The following is a 21,526-nucleotide window of genomic DNA, read 5'->3' on the forward strand; positions in this document are numbered from 1 at the left end:
CTCTTTACCTGGCGGGGTGGGGGAGGTGAGGGCTACCGTGCGGATATGGACACCACGCGCAACACCGTTCTTGAGGCGTGGATGGCCGAACACGGCTACAGCTCCAACAGCCTTGCTGACACTGTGAACAGGGCCTTAGAGGAACTGACCGGGAGACATGGCGGCCTCGACGGTTCATCGGTCCGGGACTGGAAGGCAGGCCGGGTCACGTGGCCCAAATCGGCTACCCGCAAGGCACTTGAGCACGTCAGCGGCCTGCCCGCCGTCGCTCTAGGGTTCGTACCACGGGGCCGGACTCCGTCCAGCCCAGCCCCACCGCAGCAGGAGGACCCCGACATGAAGCGCCGCACCCTCGTCGGAGGCATCGCGGCGGCTGCCGCCGCAGCCGCCGCACCCGGCACCGCATCACCGCGCCGTATCGGCATGAGCGATGTCAACCGCCTGAACAAGCGCTTCGCCGAGATCATCGCCAGCGACCACCGCCACGGCGGCCGACTCGGCATCGAGCAGCGGGCCGCCGCGCTCGCCGACGAGGCCCTGAACCTCCAGAACGCGGGCAGCGCCAGCCAGCGGGTACGCAGCAGCCTCTACGCCTCCGCAGCAGCGTTCCGTTCCTCAGCGATGTGGGCTGCCATTGACGGCCGGCGCTACGACATCGCCAAGGCGCACATGCGTGAGGCCCAGGCCCTCGCTGAGATGTCCGGCGATCAGACGATCAAGTTCCGCATCTGGAGCCACGCAGGCACCATGTACCGGCACATGGGCCGTCCCGCGGACGCGTTCGCCGCCAACGACGTCGCCCGCAACCTGCACCTCACCCGCCGAGACCCTCTGTTCGCCTCCCTCGGCCTGGCCCGCCAAGGCGCCATCCACGGCGCGGCCCAGGACCGCACCGGCACCCGCCGGGCGTTCGAGCAGGCGCAGGACGCCATGCTGCGCGCCGACCCCGCCGACTACCGGCCGGTGTGGATGCTCGCCTTCTACGACCAGGCCGAACTGGACTCCCTGGCCCTGTCAGCGCACTTGGCGCTCGGCGACTACTCCACCGCCGAGTACCACGCCCACCGCTGCCTGTCCGCCCTCCGACCCCACATGATCCGCTCCCGGGCCATCACCACGACCCGGCTCGCGCACGCCCAGCTCGCCCAGGGTGCCCCCGAAGCTGCCACGGTCACCGCGATGAAGGTCCCCGCCGAGGCCGCTACCCAGCACGCCCGGGTCACGCGCATGCTGCAGGAGTTCGGGGCCGCGCTGCGGGCCACGGCGCCGGGCAGCTCCAGCGTGCAGACCTGGACCGAACACGCCGCCACCTGGAGGATGGCCGCATGACCACGGCGCCCGCCATCGAACTGCGCACGTTCACCACCCTCGACACTGCCCGCGGCGACCTCCTCGACGTGTACGCCGAAGTGCGCGCCCCGCTCCTCCACCTGCCGAACTATGCGGTCACGGCGTTCGGCGAACGCCTGGACCGACACAGCACCGAGCCAGGGTTCGTGGCTGTCCTCGCATACGCGGGCAGGCATCCGGTCGGCTACGCCTACGGCAACACCATCGAGCACGGCGACAGGTACTGGCAACGCACCAGTCCAGCCCCGCCAGAGAAGTACACCCAGCGACCCGCCGTTGCCCTGAAGGAGATCGGCGTCCGGCCGGCTTGGCGGAAGACCGGAACCGCCCGGCGTATCCACGACGGCCTCCTCGCCACACGCGACGAGCCTTTCGTCACCCTCATGGTCAACCCGGCCGCTGGAGACGGAAAGGTCCACGCGCTCTACAAGTCGTGGGGATACGAGGACATCGGGCAGAGCCAGCCGTCACCTGCCTCGCCCGTCCTCACCGTGATGATCCGCGCAGCCCGCTGAACAGCAGCCGCGGCCCACCGGCAGCGCAGCATGCCCGTTGCGCAGCCGGCCACGCGAGCGGCCCATCCGGCCGAAGCTGTCTCTCTGTCAGGGCGGTTCCTCCCCACCGACAGCCTCTGCTTCACCCGTGATCACAAACCTCTTCGTAACCACGTACTCGTCGGTCGCCGACGTCTCGGCCCGTCTCCTCGCGGAAGTCTCACCTCGAATGACTTGCACCTGACACTAGCGTCAGGTCTTATCGTTGCGGCTGAAGTTGCAGACCAGCGCGGGGAGTTGGCTGGCGCTGGATCAGTGCCGCTGAGGCAGCGCCGACGGCGACCGCTCCCTCACCCCACAGAGGAGAATCGTGTCCTCCCATCACATCTGCGTCATGGTGAGCGATCTGGAGCGATCGCTGCCCTCCTATCAAGACCTCCTGGGATTCAAGAACGTGCTGTTCGAGAGCACCGAGCCCGGAAACTGATTCGACTCCTCGACGCTCGACGACATTCTTGGCGCGAAGAACGCGGCGACCCGGATCGTGATCGCCTCCGACGACTCCGGCGCGACGCTGGAACCGCAACAGGCGGCAAATCCGACCACCACCAAGGCTCCGGACGAGTACCTGCGCTACGGCGCGACCGGCATCACGGAGCTGGCACTCACCGTGCCCGAAATCGATGACCTCTTCCAGCGTGTCAAGGCCGCTGGTATCGAGGTTCAGACCGACTACATCTGGACCCCGATGCCCGGACTTCGATCATTCTTGTTCTGCGACCCCGACGGCGCGCTCATCCAGGCCATGGAAGTCTCGGACGACCAGTCCACATAAGCGAGGCAAGGCCGACTCGATCGCCCGTTGAACCGCTCCGGGGCTGGTGAGTGTGACAGAGACCGGGCCTGCCGACGCGGACCGAGGTACTGGACCCCCGGGATTCACGCCGAGGTGCGTCACCGCCTGGCCGTGGTGCTCGCACTCACCCCGTGTGCCGTACTGGCCGGGGCGACTTCGCAGTACATGCTCTGGAACCGGAAGGGCGGCCAGGGCGAAACCCGATACCCCCGCCACCGTCACCCGGCGGTGGCCGCGGGCGAGGGCCCCAACTCGCAGTGACCTGGCCTGCTTTGCAGGCCAGGCGGTACCTTGGCCTCGCCGACTACGGCGACGGTTCGAGCCCTCTGCTGTGCACGGCTTCGACAGTCACGCCGTAGTCCCGAACACCCCCCACAGCCGCAGATACGGACGGCAGCCGGATCCCTGGCGCCCGACGCTTTTGCGGCGCCCGATCGATATGGATCACACGTGACACGCGTACCCATACGTCCGAGAACGGCCGTCACCGCTCTCGCATCCCTCCTTGCCGGAGCCCTGACCCTCATGGCGGTCACCGCTCCCGGCTCCGCCGCCGACGCCAACTCCCCCGGGAGCGGCGGTCGTTACAGCGACGGCACCTACATCATCGAACTCGCCGACCCGCCCGTCGCCGCGTACGAGGGCGGGCTGCCCCGGCTGAAGCGAACGGCGTCCACGGCGGGCACGCGGCTCGACGCCGACTCCGCCCCGGTCGAGAAGTACGTGGCGCACCTGGACGACCGCCGGAAGCAGGTCCTCGACGCCGTGCCCGGCGTCGAGACGCTCTACGACTACTCCTACACGTTCAGCGGATTCGCCGCCGAACTGACCGGCCGACAGGCCGCGAAACTGGCCTCGACGCCTGGTGTCGTCTCGGTGACCCGCAACAGGGTCGTCCCGCTGCCGTCGACAGGTGCGAACGACGGGCCGGGGGTGAATGGCCGGGCGGAACCCCGTATCACTGCGCGATCGGCCTTCACCGGCCCCGCAGCCGCCCGAATACCGCACACCGCAGAATCCAAGGCGCCCCGAACAACTCGCCCCGCCCAGTTCCCCGACATCCCCCGCCTCCTCGGCCTCTCCGGCACCAAGGGTCTGTGGGCGAAGGCGGGCGGCGCCGCGCACGCCGGAGAAGGCGTGATCGTCGGGGTCGTGGACACCGGGTTCGACCCCACGAACCCGATGTTCGCCCCGCTGCCGGAGCCGCGCCCCGACGCCGGGGTCATCGCCACGAAGTGGCACGGCGACTGTGACCCGGGCGAGGACCCCACGCGCAAGGTGACCTGCAACAACAAGGTGATCGGCGCGCAGTGGTTCGGTGCGGGCGTCCCCGCGGACCGCGAAGACGCGCCCTCGCCGTTGGACACCAGCAGCCACGGCACGCACACCGGCAGCACGGCCGCCGGGAACCACGGCGTCGCCGCGTCGGTACCCGGCAGCAACGCCGAGGGCAAGCTCAGCGGTATCGCCCCGGCCGCCCGCCTCGCCTTCTACAAGGCATGCTGGCCGGGCTTCGGCTGCCCGACCGCGGACCTCACGGCCGCGATCGACAGGGCCGTGGCCGACGGCGTCGACGTCATCAACTTCTCCCTCAACGGCACCCTCACCGAGCAGCCCGACATGAAGGCCATGTTCAACGCGGCCAAGGCGGGCGTGTTCATCGCCGCGTCCGCCGACAACGCCGGCCCGGACTCGGTGCAGCACACCGGCCCGTGGGTCACAACGGTCGCCGCGGCGACGCACGACACCCGCTACACCACCTCCCTGGTCCTCGGCGACGGCCGCCGCTACACCCGCGTCGGCCTGAACCCGGGCGTCGGCACCGCCCCGCTGGTCGAGGCAGCCTCCGTGGCGAAGGCCGGTGCAGATGCCGGCAGGGCTGCGCTGTGCGCGCCGGGCACCCTCGATCCGGCACAGGCGAAGGGCAAGATCATCGTCTGCGACCGGGGCGGTGCCGGCCTCTGGGAGGACCCCAAGTCGGACGAGGTCCTGGCGGTCGGCGGCAAGGGGCTCGTGCTCACCGACACCCCGGCCTACGACGAGTTCCTGCCCCCGTACGTCTTTTCGGCGCCCCTGATCCACGTCGACGCGGAAGACGCGAAGGCGATCCACGCGTACGCCTCCCAGGCCGGCGCGACCGCCCGGTTCACGCCCTCGCAGAGCAGCCATGTGGCCACCCGGGAGATCACCGAATTCTCCTCCAGCGGCCCGGACCATTACAGTGACGGCGACCTGCTCAAGCCCGACATCGCCTCCTTCGGCCAGCTCATCCCGGCGGGCGTGGTGCCCGGCAGCGCCAGCTATTACCCCGGCCAGTTCAGCTTCGCCGACGGCACCTCGATGGCGTCCCCGCACATCGCCGGCCTCGCCGCGCTGCTGCGGCAGTTGCACCCCGACTGGTCGCCGATGGAAATCAAGTCGGCGCTGATGACGACGGCCACGCCCACCGACGAGAACGGCGACCCCATCGGCCGCAACCTGGCCGACTCCGCCTCACCCCTCGACTACGGCGCGGGCCTGCCCCGGGTCACCCGGGCGGCTGACCCCGGTCTGGTGTACGACTCCACCTCCGCCGACTGGACCGCCTACCTCTGCGCGATCGGCCAGAAGCCCGCCACCGAGGACGGCGCCGACGCCTGCGCCACGACCGCCAAGACCGACCCCAGCGACCTCAACTACCCCTCGATCGCGGTCGGTGACCTGCTGGGCAGTCAGACCGTGACGCGCACGGTCACCAACGTCTCGGCCCAGACAGGCACGTACAAGGCGAAGCTCCAGACCCCGCCGGGCTTCCGCGCCGAGGTCACCCCGAAGCGGCTGACGGTCGCGCCGGGCGCGTCGGCGTCGTACAAGGTGACCTTCGAGCGGACGAGCGCGGCCCATGACACGTGGTCCTTCGGCTCCCTGAGGCTCAGCGACGCGCACAGCCACCACGAGGTCACCAGCCCGATCGCCCTGCGCGCCGTGGCGTTCTCCGCCCCGGACGAGGTCACGGTCACCGGCACTGACTCCGCGACGCTGAAGACCGGCGTCGACTGGAACGGCGAACTGACCGCGAAGGCGTCGCTCTACACCGGCGAGAAGACCACCGGCACGCTCACCGGCACCGACCAGGCCGACTTCACCATAAGTCAGCGCACCAACGACGCCGTCGTCAAGCACCGCGTCCACGTCCCCGAGGGCGCCCCCTTCACCCGGTTCGCCATCACCTCCGCGGACCACGTCCCGGGCAGCAACCTCGACCTCTACGCCTTCGACACCGACGGCAACCACGTCGGCGACTGGGCCGGCCCCGGCTCCGACGAACACGTCGACCTGCCGCCCGGCGACTACGACGTCTACGTCCTCCAGTACGAACTGCCGGCCGGCACCACCAGCCAGCAGTACACCCTGTGGAGCTGGAAGGTCGGCCAGGGCACCCCGGCCGTGACACCCACGGTCACTCCTGCCGAGCAGAACGTCTCGGCGGGCGACCGTCCGGAGGTCACGGTGTCGTGGCCGGACGCGACACCCGGCCAACGCTACGTCGGGGCCGTCGAGTACGGCGACGGCTCGACAGCCCTCGGACACACGGCGTTGACCGTCACGCCGTAGCCGCGACCCGGTAAGCCGTTGGCGCGAACCGTCGGTGAGCGATCCGCCCGCGCACTGCCCCGAGTGCGCGGGCGGATCACGTCGGCCGAAGCCCGGCGACAACGCCGCCCCGCCGCAGCACGGGCAAGGTGCCACCGCCGATGGACAAGGTCAGCTTGGCCTGCGGGCCCGGCAGAAGGGGCTCTGTCCTCTCTGCAGGCAGGAGCTGATCGTCAGAGCCGTAAACGAACCGGACAGCCCACGCGAGTGGATCAACTGGTTCGCGGGGTCGAAGAAGATGCTTCACAAGCACCCCTTCGTCTACCGGCGCCACGGAGGAGCGATACATCCACCGCCTCGTTCATACCGCCTGCCATCGTCGGCATCACGTAGGCGATGGCAGGCGGTCCGTATAAGTCTGCTGAACTGCGAATCCCACGGGCTTACTTGGGCAGTGTGCGGTTCTGAGGGGCCGGGTCCAGCAAGGGGCTGCGGCTACCCGCCCACAGTTGTCTCACTCTCCGCTACGGTGCGGCCCCGGCCGGGGCCTCCGAGTGGGGCAGTCGACAAGAAATCCACTCCGGCCCTGCTGTGGGAGACCGATCCCCGGCACGAAGCCGACGAGATCAAGGCGCGGTTGCGGACATCCCTGAATGACGAGCTCAAACTCGAAGTGCCCGAGTCCAGGACCCTGACCACGCATGCCGCGCCCGTTTCCGGCTACAACATCAGGACGCTCCACGCTGACGACAAGATCGAGCGGCGAGGTCGCTGTGCCATCAACGGACGCATCGGCCTGTTCGTGCCCGGTTCCGCCGGGGTGTCACTCTTGCGGCACTGGCGCCCTCCCCAACAAGCAGCGTCAGGTGCGACGACGGCTGCAGCCATGTAGATGCACGCGCCTCGGCTTGTGAGGCGTAACCTCAGAAGGACCAGAAGGTCCCAAAACGGCTCATCTGATATGACAGATTTCCTCAGAGAGTGGACGACTCTGTATCTTGTCCCATGTGAGCGACGGGCGCAGGCAAGGACGAGACAATTCGGTCCATTCGGTAGACAGGGCGATCTCGATCCTCCAGGTACTTTCTCAGCGCCGTGTGGCCGGCATCACAGAAATCGCCAAAGAGATCTCCGTGCACAAGTCAACGGTGTCTCGGCTGATTGCGACTCTGGAAGCCAGAGGGATGGTGGAGCAAGCCTCCATGCGAGGTGGGTACCGGCTGGCCTACGGCATCCAGCGTTTGGCGGACGGAGTAGGCCAGCAGCACGATCTGACCGTGATCAGTCGCACCGTGTGCAACCGCCTTGCCGAGGAGCTGAAAGAGACCGTCATCGTCGCGGTACATGAAGGCCGCACAGTGGTCTCCATCGACCAGGTGAACGGCTCGGACTCCCTCACCATCGTGAACCGGGTCGGACAGGCCCACCCTCTTCACCCGACTGCTGCCGGCAAGGTGTTTCTCGCGTACATGCCCCGCACCGAACTGCAGTCCTACCTCGACGCTGAATTGGAACGCCTCACCCCGCACACGATTGTCGATCCGGGCGTCCTGGAGAGCGAGTTGGAGACGGTGCGCAAGCACGGCTATGCCCGAGTCGATGAGGAACAGGAGATCGGGCTCGCGGCCGTCGCGGCACCGATTCGAGCACACGACGGCCAAGTCGCCGCCGCCCTGGTGGTCTCCGGTCCCGCATTCCGTATCAACGATGACACGATTCCGGGAATAGTCGAACACCTGCTGGCGGCTGCCGCAGAGATCTCGGAGCGAAACGGCTATCCGAAAGCCGGCTGAGTCGCGCTATCGGCGGCCGAGGACAACTCCTTGGGGAGCACAGCGCACCGGCGCCGATCGCAGAGGACGCAACAGACTCGCCGACAGCAGAGGTGAAACATCTCTGCCGTCGGCTCAGCGGCCCGAATGCACGACGGCATCGACGCCAGCAGCGGACCCGCCACCGCATCGTGTGGGCCATCTGTGACCTGTCGCAACGGTGAGCCCGGCACCAGATCGTGGCCCGCCGACCGGACGCCTGGCCAGGAATCAATCAGAGGCGCCCGGCGGAGTACAACCGGACGCCTCTGCGTTCACGAAGGCCCGTCGTCACCCCGGAACTGGTGACGACGGGAGATCAGCGGCCGTGATAGTGCATGACGTGCTTCGTACGCGAGTAGTCGTCGAGCGCGTAGATCGACAGGTCGCGCCCGTACCCGGAGCCCTTGAAGCCTCCCCAGGGCACCTCGTTGGCGAGTACGAGGTGGGAGTTGACCCATACCGTGCCGGAGTCGAGCCGAGAGGCCACGTCGTGGCTGCGGCGGGCATCACTCGTCCAGACCGACGCGGACAGACCGAGCGGCACGTTGTTGGCGCGCAGGACCGCCTCGCCCTCCGCGGAGAACGTCTCGACCGTCACCACAGGCCCGAAGATCTCCTCCCGGGTACACGCGGCATCGACAGGGACATCGACAAGCACGGTCGGCTGGACAAAGTAGCCCGTGCCGTCGAAAGCGCCGCCACCGACGGCCGCGCGCGCTCCCTCCGCCAACGCACGGTCTAGGTGGGCGAGCACCCGGTCGTAGTGCGCCTTGGACACGAGCGGACCGACCTCGATGTCGTCGCCCGCGCCCGGCTCACCGACCTTCAACTCGCTCACCTGTGCCACCAGGCGGTCGACGAGTTCGGCGGCGACCGACTCGTGGACCAGCACGCGGCAGGCGGCACCGCACTCCTGGCCCCCGTTGTAGAAACTGGCGGCACGCAGCGAGGTCGCCACGAGATCCAGGTCCGCGTCCTCGAAGACCACGACCGGGGCCTTGCCGCCGAGTTCGAGGTGAACCCTCTTGAGGGTGTCCGCGGCGGCACGGGCGACGGCACGCCCGCTGCCGACCGACCCGGTCAGCGCGATCATGTCGATGTCGGCGTGCGAGGCGAGGGCGGCACCCACGACGGGACCGAGTCCCGTCACGACATTGAGCACGCCCGCGGGGAGCAGGTCTGCGACCAGCTCGGCGAACTTGAGCGTGGTCAGGGGCGTCTGCTCCGAGGGCTTGATCACGAGGGTGTTGCCCGCGGCCAGGATGGGCGCGATCTTCCACGCCGCCATCAGGAGGGGATAGTTCCACGGCGTGACGACGCCCACCACGCCGAGTGGTTCGCGCAAAATCACCGAGAGGTGGGATTCGGCGTAGTCGCCGGCCGCCATCGACGTGGTGGCACGCAGCGCTCCGGCCATGAACCGGAAGGTGTCGATGGTTCCGTCGACGTCGTCGCGTGCCACCGAGATCGGCTTGCCCGTATTGGCGGACTCCAGCCGGACCAGCACCTCGTGGTTGTCCGCGAGGCGGTCGGCAATGGCGTGCAGGATCTCCGAGCGCGCCTTGGGCACGAGACGCGCCCAGGATTCCTTCGCCTTGACCGCTGCGGCGACCGCGAGGTCGACGTCCGACTCGGTGCCCAGCGCGACCCGGGCGATCACCTCTTCCGAGGCGGGATCGACGATGTCGAGCAGCTCGGCGGTCGGGGTCTCGCGAAACGCGCCGTCGATGACGTGCCCGGCCGGCGGCAGGTCCGTCGGGTCGAACTTGGTGGCGTCCGGCGCACGCCGCACGCCGATGGTCGGGTCCTCGGTGGACATGTCCACTCCTTCGGTGGTTGTGGGGCTGTGAACGCGGCCGGCCGTGACAGTCGCGCGGGTGAGCAGATCAGACGGCTGCGGCGTCCTGACTCACCGGCAATGACGAAAGGGGCGCCGCCAGCTTCGAGATGGCCGCGGCCACCTCGGGGTCGAGCGGAGCCACAGGCGGCCGAGAGCCGCCGATCGCGAAGCCCGTCGCGCCGAGCGCCGTCTTGACCGCGGGGGCGAAGGGCGCCGCCATGATCGCGTCGATCAGCGGGTAGACCGACTCCCACTCACCGCGCGCCCGGTGCAGATCGCCCTCGCTCATGGCGGCGTGGATGGAGACCAGCTGGGCCGCCACGACATTGGCGGTGCCGGCCATCACACCGGCTGCTCCCTCGGAGAGCGCGGCGAGCAGCAGGGAGTCCCAGCCGACGAAGGTCGAGACGACGTCCCCGTGGTTGTGGATCAGCTGCCCGGCCTGGGCGATGTCGGCGGAGGTGTCCTTGATGTACTGGATGTTCTCGAACTCGCGGGCGAGTTCACCGACCAGGTCGGGCGTCATGTTGACGCCGGTGGCGACCGGGAGGTTGTAGAGCATGATCGGGATGCTCACCGACTCGGCCACGGTCGTGAGGTAGCGCTTGGTCTCCTCGATCGTGAGGGGCTCGTAGTACGGCGCCACCACCATCAGTACGGACGCCCCCGCCTGTTCCGCGTGGCGCGAGAGTTCGATGGCCTCCCTGGTGGACTGGGCACCTGTCTGCGCCACCACGGGCACCCGGCCCGCTGTCTGGTCGATCACGGTCTCCACGACGAGGCGGCGCTCGGCGTTGCTGAGCGTGGTGAACTCCCCGGTCGAGCCGCAGGCCACAACGCCGTGGACGCCGCCGTCGATGTTGCGGTCGACGACTCGTCGCAGAGTCGCCTCGTCGACCGAGTCGTTGTCGTCGAAGGGGGTGAGGAGGGCGGACAGGACGCCGCGCAGGGGTGAGGACATGGTGGAAGCACCTTCGGTGTGAAGTCTGAGATGTGGGAGGAAGGGGAAGGGAAGGAGAGCGGGGACCTACGTCAGCGTCAGGTCCGGCGGCATCTATGCGGCTCGACGCTGGGGCCGGTCGGCGGCGTCCAGGAGGTTCTCCGCGGCCTGGGCGGCCGCGAAGGCGGTGTGCACCGAGGTCTCCGTGTACTGGGTGCCGAGGTAGTCCCCCGCCAGCATCACTCGACCGTTGGGCCTGGTGAAGGTCGACTGGAGCCGGCCGCGGCCGGGGAAGCAGTAGGGCGAGGCCTCGGGCCACCGTGCCACCTCCGCCTCGGCGACGTGCGAGGCGAAGCCGGGCAGCACCTGGTCGAGATCGTCGATGTAGGTCCGGAGGATGGTCTCGTCGTCCTGCTCCAGCAGTTGGCGGGCGAGACCGGCCGGAGAGAAGGTCATGAAGCTGCCGCCCGGCTGTCGTTCCTGCGTGTGGCCGTGCACGTTGTTGGACATGTTGAGCACCACGTTGAACGACCGCTTGGGGGTGGCTATCGCATAGGTGCCGTCCCACTTCTGGCGTTCGGTTTCGTTGGTGAGGAAGGCCGCGCTCACGAACGGGCCGTACTTGACCTGGGCGAGTGCCTCGCGGAGGTCTTCGTCGAGGTCGACACCGATGCGGTGGCTCACGCTCGCGGTCGTGGCGAGGATGACGCTCTGGGCCTCGACTTCGTGTTCGACGCCGTTCTGGCGGTAGCGCACCACGACGGACTGGCCCTTGTTCACGACTTCCTCGGCGGCGGCGCCGAGTTGCACCCGGTCGCCCAGCGCGTCGGCGATGCCCTCGAGCAGGGTGGAGGGTCCCCCGTCGATGCTGTGCGACAGTCCCGCGCCGATGTTCCAGACGAGGTTGAAGTACCCGATGCCGGCCCCGGCGGAGATCTGGTGCATCTCCGCGGAGGATCTGGTCACCGTGGGCTTGAAGAGCGCCTCGGCGTCCTCGGGGAGCGTGCCGATGAAGTCGGCGAAGGAACGGTCGTTCATGAAGTCGTAGACCCGCTGTTGGCGGGTGGCCTCGTCCTCGCCCGGGCGGCGCTTGACGAGCCGGGCGTAGCGCGCCACGGCCAGCCGGACCTTCGCTCCCACCCGGATCAGACTCGCCCGGTCACCCCAGGACATGGGGACCCGGAAGGGGAAGGTCTCCACGCGACCGCTGAGCAGCAGTCGGCCGTTCATGCTGAGGCCTGTCAGGTTCCCCGGCACCGGCCTTGACGTGAACCCTGTGTCCTTCAGGAGCCGCTGGGTGGCCGACGCGGGACCGCCGTCGTAGACGTGGCCACCCCAGTTCAGCCAGTAGGGGCCACGGGCTTCCGAGCGGATCCTGCCGCCGACCCGGTCGTCGGCCTCGATCAACAGGATGTCGCGGTGGCGCAGTCTCCACCCCGCCGCCAGGCCGGCGATGCCGCCCCCGACGATCACCACGTCCTTCACTGTGCCCTCCATGTGCCTTTGCGTATGTGTTGCCTGGTGGTGTGCACCGGGGACGGCCTTCCCGACGACGGCTGTGCGGCCGCCGGATGGACGGGAGTCAGGCGGCTACCATCCCGTGCGGATCGATGACGTACTTCTTCGCCGCGCCCTGGTCGAATTCCTGGTAGCCCTGCGGCGCCTCGCCGAGTCCGATCGTGACGGCGTTGACCGCCTTGGCGATGTGCGCCTTGTCGGCGAGGATGAGGTTCATCAGCTGCCGGTTGTAGCGTTTGACCGGGCACTGGCCGGTGGTGAATACGTGCGACTTGGCCCAGCCGAGGCCCAGCCGTACGCCGATCTGCCCCACCTTGGCGGCGTCGTCGACGGCGCCGGGGTCGCCCGTGACGTAGAGCCCCGGGATGCCGAGCGACGCGCCGGCGCGAGCGACGGTCATCATGTCGTTGAGTACCGTCGCCGGAGCCTCGCCTGCCCCCGCCCCGTGCCCGCGTGCCTCGAAGCCGACCGCGTCGACGGCGGCGTCGACCTCCGGCTCGCCCAGGATGTCCGCGATCACGTCGGCGAGGTCGTTGCCGCTGCTGAGGTCGACGGTCTCGCAGCCGAAGCTCCGGGCCTGTGTGAGCCGGTCGGCGTTCATGTCACCGACGATGACGACCGAGGCCCCCAGCAACTGCGCGGAGTACGCCGCGGCGAGACCGACGGGTCCGGCGCCCGCGACGTACACGGTGGAGCCGGTGGTGACGCCGGCGGTGTAGGCGCCGTGGTAGCCGGTCGGGAAGATGTCGGACAGCATCGTCAGGTCGAGGATCTTGGCCAACGCGGCGTCGCGGTCGGGGAACTTCAGCAGGTTGAAGTCGGCGAACGGCACCATGACGTACTCCGCCTGGCCGCCCAGCCAGCCACCCATGTCGACGTAGCCGTACGCCGCGCCGGCGCGGGCCGGGTTGACGTTCAGGCAGATACCGGTCTTGCCCTCGTTGCACATCCGACAGCGCCCGCAGGCGATGTTGAACGGCACCGAGCAGATGTCGCCCTCCTTGACGAAGAGGACGTCGTCACCCACCTCGACGACTTCGCCGGTGATCTCGTGGCCCAGCGTCTGGCCGATCGGGGCCGTCGTACGGCCACGGACCATGTGCTGGTCGCTGCCGCATATGTTGGTGGTGACGAGTTTCAGTACGACGGCATGCGGCGCCGCCTTCTTGATGCCCAGACCATTCACCACGTCGTCGGGGAGTTCGAGCTTGGGATAGTCGATCTCCTCGATCCCGACCTTGCCGGGCCCCTGGTAGACGACGACCTTGTTGCCTGCCATGTGAGGTGACTCCGTCCTGCTCCTGGTTGGGGAGCGATTCACGGGTGTGTGTGGCGGGCTTCGTCATACGACTCCCGCCCGGTCGGTGGAACCGTCGGGCCCCGATACGGCGCTCTGCCTCATGGGGAGGAAGTGTCGAGGAAAGTGCCGTACCGGGGCGGCTGCGTCACTTCTTCAGGTACTTCTCCAGAGACGGCGCGTAGTCGGGGTTCTCCTTGAGCCACGCCTCAACGGCCTGCGGCTCCTTGCCCTGACCGAACTTGTTGACCACGGCGTCCTCCAAGCTGCCGTACTGCGCGTCGGTCAGCTTGAAGTTCTTGATCATGTCGGCGACGTCCGGGAAGTCCTTGGAGAATCCGTCGCGGGCGAGGCTGTGCAGGCCTTCCGGCTTGCCGAACGCTCCCTTCGGGTCCTCCAGGGGCCTGACCGGGAAGGCCTGGTTGGCCCAGAACGGCTTCCACAGCGTCACCACGATGGGTTCCTTCGCCGCCGTGGCCTTCTTCAGCTCCGTGAGCATCGCGGTCGTCGAGGAGGTCACCAGCTTGAACTTGCTGTCAAGCCCGTAGGCGGGGAAGACGTCGTCCTGCGTCGCCTTCGTCAGACCGGCGCCCGGCTCGATTCCGGTGACCTTGCCGTCGAACTCCTTCGCGTGACTGGGCAGGTCGGCGAGGGACTTGACGTCCGAGTACGTGGGCACCGCGAGAAAGAGCCCCGCGTTGTCGTAATAGGTGCCGATGTCCTCGATCTTGTCGCCGTACTTGTCCATGTAGGACTTGTGCGTACGCTCCGGCCAGGCGGAGGAAAGGAGGTCGATGTCCCCGTTCGAGAGCGCGGTGTACATCGGGGCGTTGTCACTGAGCTTCGTCACCTTGACGGTGTAGCCATTTTTTTCCAGGACGTTCTTGAGCAGGTACGCCGTGCTCGTTTCGTCGGTCCATCCCGGGATCACGCCCATCGTGATGGTCTTGTCGTCGCCGCTGGAGCCGCTGCTTTCCGCGCAGCCGGCCGCCGCCAGGGCGAGTACGGACACGGCGATACCCAGCCGCATCGAAACCGCTCTACATCGCTTCGCCATTGTTCTTGTTCCTCTCACGTACCGGACGGCCGCAGTGACCTATCCGCCGATCTTTGACGCCCCGATTTCCGCCACTGCGGGTGATTCCGTCTCACCTCCGTCGAGAGTGGAATCGTCTACTTCTGGAGCGGAGGGTCGTGGCTTGCGAAGCCGGAAACCGCGCCTCCCGCCACTCCTTCCCTGTCCGACGGAGGCCGTGACCCGGTCCAGATAGATGGCCAGGATCACCACCGAGAGCCCTGCCTCGAAGCCGAGACCGAGGTCCAGTGTCGAAATGGCGGTTGTCACCTGACCGCCCAGTCCTTCGGCTCCGACCAGGCCGGAGATCACAGCCATCGAGAGGGACAGCATGATGACCTGGTTGACCCCGGCCATGATCGTCGGGAGCGCCAGTGGCAGTTGCACGCCGAGCAGGGTCTGGCGGGGCGTGGACCCGAACGCGTTGGCCGCCTCGACGACCTCCGCGTCGACGTTGCGGATCCCCAGCTCCGTCAGTCGGACGCCCGGCGGCAGCGCGAAGATGATCGTCGCGACGACGCCCGGGACTACACCGATGCTGAAGAGTGTGACGACGGGCACCAGCCACACGAACGCGGGCATCGTCTGCATCAGATCCATGATCGGCCTGAGCGCCGCACTCGCCCACGGTTTCCTCGCTGCGAGCACTCCTGTGGGGATCGCGATCACAATCGCCACCAAAGTGGCGACCAGAACGAGCGCCAGTGTCTGCATCGCGGCTGCCCACTGATCCATGCTGATGATGAACAGCAATCCGAGGAAGGCGACGACGGCGAACTTCCATCCCTTGAATAGCATCCCGATCAAGGCGAAGATCAGCGCCAGAACAACGGGGTCCGGAGCTTCGAGGACACTGATGAACCCGTCGACAACAGAGCCGATGACGTTGCTCACCGTGTCGAAGAACCCACCCATATGTGTGGTGAGCCAGTCGAAGAAGTCCTGGAGCGCATCCCCGACGGGGATCTTGGGAACATCGAACAGCGACAGCGCGGTCATCACGCACTCACCTCCGCACGGACGTGATCGGAATGGAGCGCCTGCACCGCAGAGGCTTGGCCGTTGCCGGCCTGTTGTGCGCTGCCTCGCTGCGCCAGGGCGTGGAGCAGCGTGACTCGGGCCAGCACCCCCACCACTCGGCCCTCGTCGTCCACGACGGCCAGCGCCTTGGGGGTGTCGGCACTCAACGCCAGCAGTTCGGAGAGGTGGGCATGCTCGGACACGCTGACCACCTGGTCGTCGAGAACGCCGTCCAGGGAGTCTGCCCCCTCCCCCACAGCGCCCACGACCGCCTCTTCGTCGACGGCACCGCACAGTTTCTTGTTCCGGTCGACCACGAAGAGGCGCGCGGCCTGATGGTCACGCATCATCTTCTGGACGGCTCGGGGTCCCAGTTCGGACCCGACAAGAGCCACCGGTGGGGTCATGACGGCGCCGGCGGTCAGCACACGCGTCCGGTCGACGTCCAGGACGAACTGGGCGACGAAGTCGTCGGCCGGATCGTTGAGAATCTGCTCGGCCGTGCCGACCTGGACGACCCGCCCGTCGCGCATCATCGCGATTCTGTCCCCGAGGCGCATGGCCTCATTCAGATCGTGCGTGATGAAGAGGATGGTCTTGCCGAGCTTGTGCTGGAGCTCTATCAACTGGTCCTGCATCTCGCGCTTGATCAAGGGATCCAGCGCGCTGAAGGCCTCGTCCATCAGCAGAATGTTGGTGCCCGCGGCAAGTGCTCTCGCCAGGCCGACACGTTGCCGCATGCCCCCGGACAGCTGTCCCGGGAGTGAGTCCTCCCAGCCCTTGAGCCCCACCAGGCGCAGTGCTTCCTTGGCTCGGCGCTCGTGCTCGTCCTTGGGTATGCCCTGGACCTTCAGGCCGTACGCGGCGTTCTCACCCACCGTGCGGTGCGGAAACAACGCGAAGTGCTGGAAGACCATGCTGACCTTCTCGCGGCGCATGCGTCGCAACTGCTGTTGATTCATCGTGACGACGTCTTCGCCATGGACGAGCAACTCACCCGCGGTGGGCTCCCACAGCCCGTTCACCATGCGGATCAGGGTGGACTTGCCCGAGCCGGACAGTCCCATGACGACGAAGATCTCGCCTTCACGTACCTCGAAGGACGCGTCGATCACAGCCGCGGTGATGCCGTCCTTGCGCAGTTCCTCGCGCGTCGCGCCTTCGCGAAGACGTGCGACGCCACGCTCGGGACGTTTACCGAAGACCTTGTACGTCTCATGGGCCACAATCGCGTTCATGCCGGACTCCTGTCGCCGGTTGCGCTGCGAACTCGGCTCTCAGTCATGCGAAGGCCCCAGGGCCCGAGACTTCGAGTGCTTGGTGGACGATCACTGGCCGGAGGCGTGAGTGATCAGGGACAGGTGCGCGTCATTGAGACCGAGATGCTCGCGCAGGCGGTTTATGTACCAATTGTCGAACGCCTCGACGTCGCCCTCGATCCCCGCATAGGGGCCGGGCTCGTATCCAGGGTCACTCGCACCTCGCTGGCACTTCTCGACGAATGCCCGGTCCTGATCGTTGGTGGCGCTCCATACGGCGGTCAGGGAGTCGACGTCGTAGTCGACACCTTCTACAGCGTCGGCGTGCACGAGCCAGGTGGTGCGGACCAGGGTCTTGCCCGGTGCGACAGGCATGACACGGAAGACCACGGCGTGGTCGCTGAGCATGTGGAACCACGAGTTGGGCTGCAGATGCAGTGACATGTCGCCGAACTCAGGGATCGCGATCTCACCGATCAGCCTGCGGCTGACCTGCGCACCCGCCTCTCCGAAGGAGGCGCCTACGCCGTCGAGCGGCAGGTGGGTGATCTGGTACCCAGTGGGCCGATCGTCGAGCTCGCGATGCGTGCCGACGGGCATGCCGGTCGCCGCGCACGCATAGTGCAGACGAGCCTCGGCGGCCTGGTAACGCTCGAGAACGGCACGCATCCGTGGGGGATAGTCGCCCCCGGCGTAAAGCCCGAGGGGGAAGTAGGCGGTGAGCAACTCCGGGTGGCCGGCGTCGCAGTGCTGGCACTCGCGGTTGTTCTCCATCACCAGCTTCCAGTTGCCCTCCTCGATCAGGTCGATATGGTGCGCGACCTTCGCGTCCTTGAGCCGGTAGGGCGACAGGTAGGGCTCGATGACCGCGGCCACCTCGTCGATGTCCGTGGGAGGGTCATCGGAGAGACACACCAGGACCAGTCCGGCCACGGTGCGCACACTGACGGGCTTGAGACCGAACTGCTTACGGTCGAGCGCGGGGTCCTGGCCCTCGGCGTGGATCAGACTGCCGTCCGTGCGGTAGGTCCACTGGTGGTACGGGCAGACAAGGTTGCCCACAGAACCACACGGGTCCTCCAGGATCCGGGAGCCACGGTGCCGGCAGACGTTACGGAGGGCTCGGATGCTCTCGTCGTCATCCCGCACGATGATGATCGACTGCCGCCCGATGTCCAGGGTGACGTAGTCACCCGGCTCGGCCAGCTCCGCCTCTGCGCAGGCAAACAGCCAGTGCCTGCCGAATATGACCTCGAGGTCGAGGTCATAGACCTCTTGGCTGGTGTAGAAGGGCGCCTCAAGGCTGTAGCCGACCGCTCGGCGCGCGACCATTTCGGCGATATCAGGGGCCGATGCCGGATTGGCGGACGAGAAGTTCATGGGACATCTCCCACTCATGATCAAGGATTTACGACGAGTCCCTGTTTCGCACAGTGAGACAATCGCACTGTGCGAACCGAGGCTAGAAGTGACCCCATACCCTGTCAAGGGCTCCAGCCTGGCGGTTTCGATGAATTGGCACCCGCTTGGTAAATGCTTGATTGCCTGGCGGTTTCGCCTGCCGCCTCGACTCACGGACCACCGGTACATCGACGACCCGGTCACGGGCCGGACACGGCGGAGGCGACTCCGCGGCGAAGGCGTTCCCTGCGGCGGAGGCGACTCCGCGGCGAAGGCGTTCCCTGCGGCGGAGGCGATCCGCTTGACGAGCGAGCACTCCCGCCCTCCCTCAAGGGCCCCTTCGGCGACCTGACGAGGCCTGTTGACAACCGGGGATCGACGGACCCACCCTTGTCTCGCAGGACACGAACGTTGCGCTATACGGTACAAAATTGAGAGTCGACGCGACTCCGGGAACCCTCGGTGCGCTACTGACCGCCGAACGGGTTCACGAGCCCCCGGCTACGAGCCGGGACCGATCCAGGAGTGAGCACATCACTGCCTGAGTCCCGGCTGAGCAGAACTGCACGCTTCACACGACCGAGTCGCTGCCCACCCGACGCAGCGGATTCGGCTTCGAGTCATCAATCGGTGCCCACCGTGCCAATGGAGGTTCAAGTGGTGGTCGCAACAACTGGCCCGGACACCGTGGTCACCACAGGTGACCTCTTCGCGACCCAGGTGGATTCCGGCCCGATGCCCCCGTCCTGGGCTCCGGACTGCTGGGGCGAGGAGGACCAGGCGGTCCTGGTGTGCCGCAAGGTCCTCGACATCACCCATGACGTCAAAAGTTTCCACTTCGAGGCTGACAGCCATCGCACGTTCCGCTTCGACCCAGGTCAGTTCATCACGCTCCAGCTCGAGATCGACGGGGTGGCATTCACTCGCTGTTACACCATCTCGTCACCACCGACACGCCCGCACCTGATCTCGATCACGGTCAAGCGCGTCCCCGGTGGCCCGGTCTCGAACTGGCTGCACGACCACGTGGTCCCCGGCGCACGCATCACCGCCCAGGCACCATTGGGCGGCTTCACGCTGGCGAACCCGTCGGCGCCCAAGTACCTGTTCCTGTCCGCCGGCAGCGGCATCACTCCGCTCATGTCAATGATGCGGACCATGTACGACCTCGGTTCGGATGCGGACGTCGTCTTCGTACACAGCGCCCGCACGCCCGCGGATATCATCTTCCGCCGCGAGCTGGAAGCCATGGCCGCTGTCATGCCGAACATCCGGGTCGTCCATGTGTGTGAGGACGACTATCCGTCGGAACGATGGATGGGCCTGCGCGGCCGCCTGTCTGCGCCCATACTCCAGGCACTCGCACCCGATCTCGACGAACGCCAGACCTATACCTGCGGGCCCGCCGGCTACATGGCGTCGATCCGGAGCATCCTCGGGGACGTCGGCTACGACATGAGCGGGTACCACGAGGAGAGCTTCTCCTTCGAAAGCCTCCCCGTCTCCAGCGTTCCCGCTCCTGTCGACGGTGGCGGAGCCCCGCCGCTGCCCGACGCCCCCGAGGGTGACCACACCCCTGCACCGGACGAGGAAACCGGCGCACCCACCACCTACAGCGTCGAGTTCGTCCGCAGTGGCCGCACCGTCACCTGCGCAGCCGACGGAACCCTCCTCGACGCCGCCTACGCGGCCGGCCTCAGGCCTCCGGCCTCGTGCACCCAGGGGATGTGCGGGACCTGCAAAACGACCATGCTGTCCGGAGAAGTCGACATGCAACACAACGGGGGAATCCGTCCCCGCGAAATCGCCCAGAACAAGATCCTGATCTGCTGCTCCAAGCCCTTGGATGACGTCCGTATCGACGCATGACAAAGGGCTGTGACGCTATCCGCTCGTGCCGCCGGCGGTGTCGGACGCAGGGCGCCGGCGACCAGCTGTCGTGGCCGCTCGACCTGAGCGGACGAAGTTGAAAGGTAGCGAAAACTTGTTGCCGAAGACGATGGCAGCCGTCCTCCTCACCGGTCATGGCGGGCTGGAAAAACTCGAGTACCGGACGGACGTACCCGTTCCTCGCCCCAAGAAGGGCGAGGTGCTCATCCAGGTCGCCGCCGCCGGGATCAACAACACAGACGTGAACACCCGTATCGGCTGGTATTCAAAAGTGATCACGTCCGGAACAGGCGAAGGCGGGTCAGCGGGTTTCGACACCGTCGACGACGCGGACGCGACGTGGACGGGCAAAGCCCTCGAATTCCCCCGCATCCAGGGCGCGGACGCCTGCGGCCGCATCGCCGACGTGGGCGAGGGAGTGTCGCGCGATCGCATCGGCGAGCGAGTCCTCGTACGGAACATGCTGCGCACCCCCGTCGACTACCAGCCCTTCGCGTGCTGGACCTTCGGCAGCGAATGCGACGGCGGATTCGCACAGTTCACGGTGGCCCCCGCTGCGGAGACGTACGCGGTTCGCAGCGACTGGAGCGACGAGGAACTGGCGGCCGTGCCGTGTGCCTACTCCACTGCGGAGAACATGATGCACCGGGCCGCGGTCGGGGTGGAGCGGGTGCTCGTGACCGGCGCCTCGGGCGGAGTGGGACTCGCCGCCGTACAGCTGGCCAAGCGCCGGGGCGCGACCGTCATCGCGGTGTGCTCGGCCTCGAAGGCCGCCGATGTCATGGCGCAGGGCGCCGATCAGACCGTTGACCGCAGTGCGGATGTGATCAGCGCCCTGGGCGGTGGGTCCGTCGACGTCGTGATCGATCTCGTGGGTGGCCCTCAGGTTTCGCGCTTGCTGGACCTGCTGCGCCCCGGTGGCCGCTATGCCATCGCAGGCGCCATCGGAGGGCCGGTCGCGGAGATCGATCTGCGCACCCTGTACCTCAAGGACGTCTCGGTGTTCGGCTGCACGTTCCAAGAGGACGAAGTGTTCGAGAACGTGATCAAGTACGTCGAACGCCGGGAAGTGCGACCAGTTGTCTCCCGCACCTACCCCCTCAAAGCCATCGCTCGAGCGCAGGAAGACTTCCTCACAAAACGCCACCTCGGAAAGCTGGTGCTCATCCCACCGGCCCCGACCGCGTAAAAACGAACCT

General features: G+C 67.3%; 16 protein-coding genes. 8 read left to right on the forward strand and 8 right to left on the reverse strand.

The window, feature by feature from the left end:
- Nucleotides 1-45 precede the first annotated feature (45 nt).
- From KUF83_RS03260 to KUF83_RS03285, 6 genes are all read left to right on the forward strand, one after another.
- The gene (locus KUF83_RS03260) at nucleotides 46-1,329 is read left to right on the forward strand and encodes an XRE family transcriptional regulator (protein WP_217452978.1); all 1,284 of its coding nucleotides are present in this window, start codon (nucleotides 46-48) and stop codon (nucleotides 1,327-1,329) included.
- Nucleotides 1,326-1,865: a GNAT family N-acetyltransferase gene (locus tag KUF83_RS03265; protein ID WP_217452979.1), complete on the forward strand. Its 540-nt coding sequence runs from the start codon at nucleotides 1,326-1,328 to the stop codon at nucleotides 1,863-1,865. Before KUF83_RS03260 ends, KUF83_RS03265 begins: the two co-directional genes overlap by 4 nt.
- Nucleotides 1,866-2,214: 349 nt before the next feature.
- Nucleotides 2,215-2,331 (forward strand): VOC family protein, encoded by a 117-nt coding sequence (locus KUF83_RS03270; protein WP_217452980.1) that lies wholly within the window; start codon nucleotides 2,215-2,217, stop codon nucleotides 2,329-2,331.
- Nucleotides 2,332-2,388: 57 nt separating this feature from the next.
- Nucleotides 2,389-2,679, forward strand: coding sequence for a VOC family protein (locus tag KUF83_RS03275; protein ID WP_217452981.1), 291 nt, complete (start codon nucleotides 2,389-2,391; stop codon nucleotides 2,677-2,679).
- 471 nt (nucleotides 2,680-3,150) lie between these two features.
- A complete protein-coding gene (locus KUF83_RS42525; RefSeq protein WP_308402897.1) occupies nucleotides 3,151-6,294 on the forward strand; it encodes a S8 family serine peptidase in 3,144 nt (1,047 codons plus the stop codon).
- A gap of 986 nt (nucleotides 6,295-7,280) precedes the next feature.
- On the forward strand, nucleotides 7,281-8,066 hold the full coding sequence (locus tag KUF83_RS03285; protein WP_217452982.1) for an IclR family transcriptional regulator: 786 nt from the start codon (nucleotides 7,281-7,283) through the stop codon (nucleotides 8,064-8,066).
- 337 nt (nucleotides 8,067-8,403) lie between these two features.
- Here the strand turns inward: KUF83_RS03285 and KUF83_RS03290 are convergent, their stop codons facing one another.
- The 8 genes from KUF83_RS03290 to KUF83_RS03325 all read right to left on the reverse strand — a co-directional run bounded on the left by KUF83_RS03290 (nucleotide 8,404) and on the right by KUF83_RS03325 (nucleotide 18,416).
- Nucleotides 8,404-9,906, reverse strand: a complete 1,503-nt coding sequence (locus tag KUF83_RS03290) for an aldehyde dehydrogenase family protein (protein ID WP_217452983.1) — start codon at nucleotides 9,904-9,906, stop codon at nucleotides 8,404-8,406.
- Between the two features lie 67 nt (nucleotides 9,907-9,973).
- Entirely contained in the window at nucleotides 9,974-10,888 is a 915-nt protein-coding gene (dapA, locus tag KUF83_RS03295) for a 4-hydroxy-tetrahydrodipicolinate synthase (RefSeq protein ID WP_217452984.1), read from the reverse strand.
- Between the two features lie 93 nt (nucleotides 10,889-10,981).
- Nucleotides 10,982-12,364: an FAD-dependent oxidoreductase gene (locus KUF83_RS03300; RefSeq protein ID WP_217452985.1), complete on the reverse strand. Its 1,383-nt coding sequence runs from the start codon at nucleotides 12,362-12,364 to the stop codon at nucleotides 10,982-10,984.
- 85 nt (nucleotides 12,365-12,449) lie between these two features.
- Complete coding sequence (fdhA, locus tag KUF83_RS03305) at nucleotides 12,450-13,664, reverse strand: formaldehyde dehydrogenase, glutathione-independent (protein WP_217452986.1); 1,215 nt, start codon at nucleotides 13,662-13,664, stop codon at nucleotides 12,450-12,452.
- 166 nt (nucleotides 13,665-13,830) lie between these two features.
- Entirely contained in the window at nucleotides 13,831-14,712 is an 882-nt protein-coding gene (locus tag KUF83_RS03310; protein ID WP_217452987.1) for a glycine betaine ABC transporter substrate-binding protein, read from the reverse strand.
- A 66-nt stretch (nucleotides 14,713-14,778) separates the two neighbouring features.
- Nucleotides 14,779-15,756 (reverse strand): proline/glycine betaine ABC transporter permease, encoded by a 978-nt coding sequence (locus tag KUF83_RS03315; RefSeq protein ID WP_217452988.1) that lies wholly within the window; start codon nucleotides 15,754-15,756, stop codon nucleotides 14,779-14,781.
- Nucleotides 15,756-17,015 carry a glycine betaine/L-proline ABC transporter ATP-binding protein gene (locus KUF83_RS03320; RefSeq protein WP_217452989.1) on the reverse strand — a complete coding sequence of 420 codons (1,260 nt, stop codon included), beginning with the start codon at nucleotides 17,013-17,015 and terminating at the stop codon, nucleotides 15,756-15,758. The genes KUF83_RS03315 and KUF83_RS03320 overlap by 1 nt, the downstream gene beginning before the upstream one ends.
- Nucleotides 17,016-17,105: 90 nt before the next feature.
- A complete protein-coding gene (locus KUF83_RS03325) occupies nucleotides 17,106-18,416 on the reverse strand; it encodes an aromatic ring-hydroxylating dioxygenase subunit alpha (RefSeq protein WP_217452990.1) in 1,311 nt (436 codons plus the stop codon).
- A gap of 810 nt (nucleotides 18,417-19,226) precedes the next feature.
- On the opposite strand from KUF83_RS03325, the gene KUF83_RS03330 reads away from it, so the two are divergent.
- Both KUF83_RS03330 and KUF83_RS03335 read left to right on the forward strand, forming a co-directional pair.
- Entirely contained in the window at nucleotides 19,227-20,306 is a 1,080-nt protein-coding gene (locus KUF83_RS03330) for a hybrid-cluster NAD(P)-dependent oxidoreductase (RefSeq protein ID WP_308402898.1), read from the forward strand.
- A gap of 25 nt (nucleotides 20,307-20,331) precedes the next feature.
- Nucleotides 20,332-21,516 (forward strand): alcohol dehydrogenase family protein, encoded by a 1,185-nt coding sequence (locus tag KUF83_RS03335; protein ID WP_308402899.1) that lies wholly within the window; start codon nucleotides 20,332-20,334, stop codon nucleotides 21,514-21,516.
- Nucleotides 21,517-21,526 lie beyond the last annotated feature (10 nt).

Origin of the sequence: Streptomyces sp. BV286, from assembly GCF_019090165.1 — a bacterium.
GTDB lineage: Bacteria > Actinomycetota > Actinomycetes > Streptomycetales > Streptomycetaceae > Streptomyces.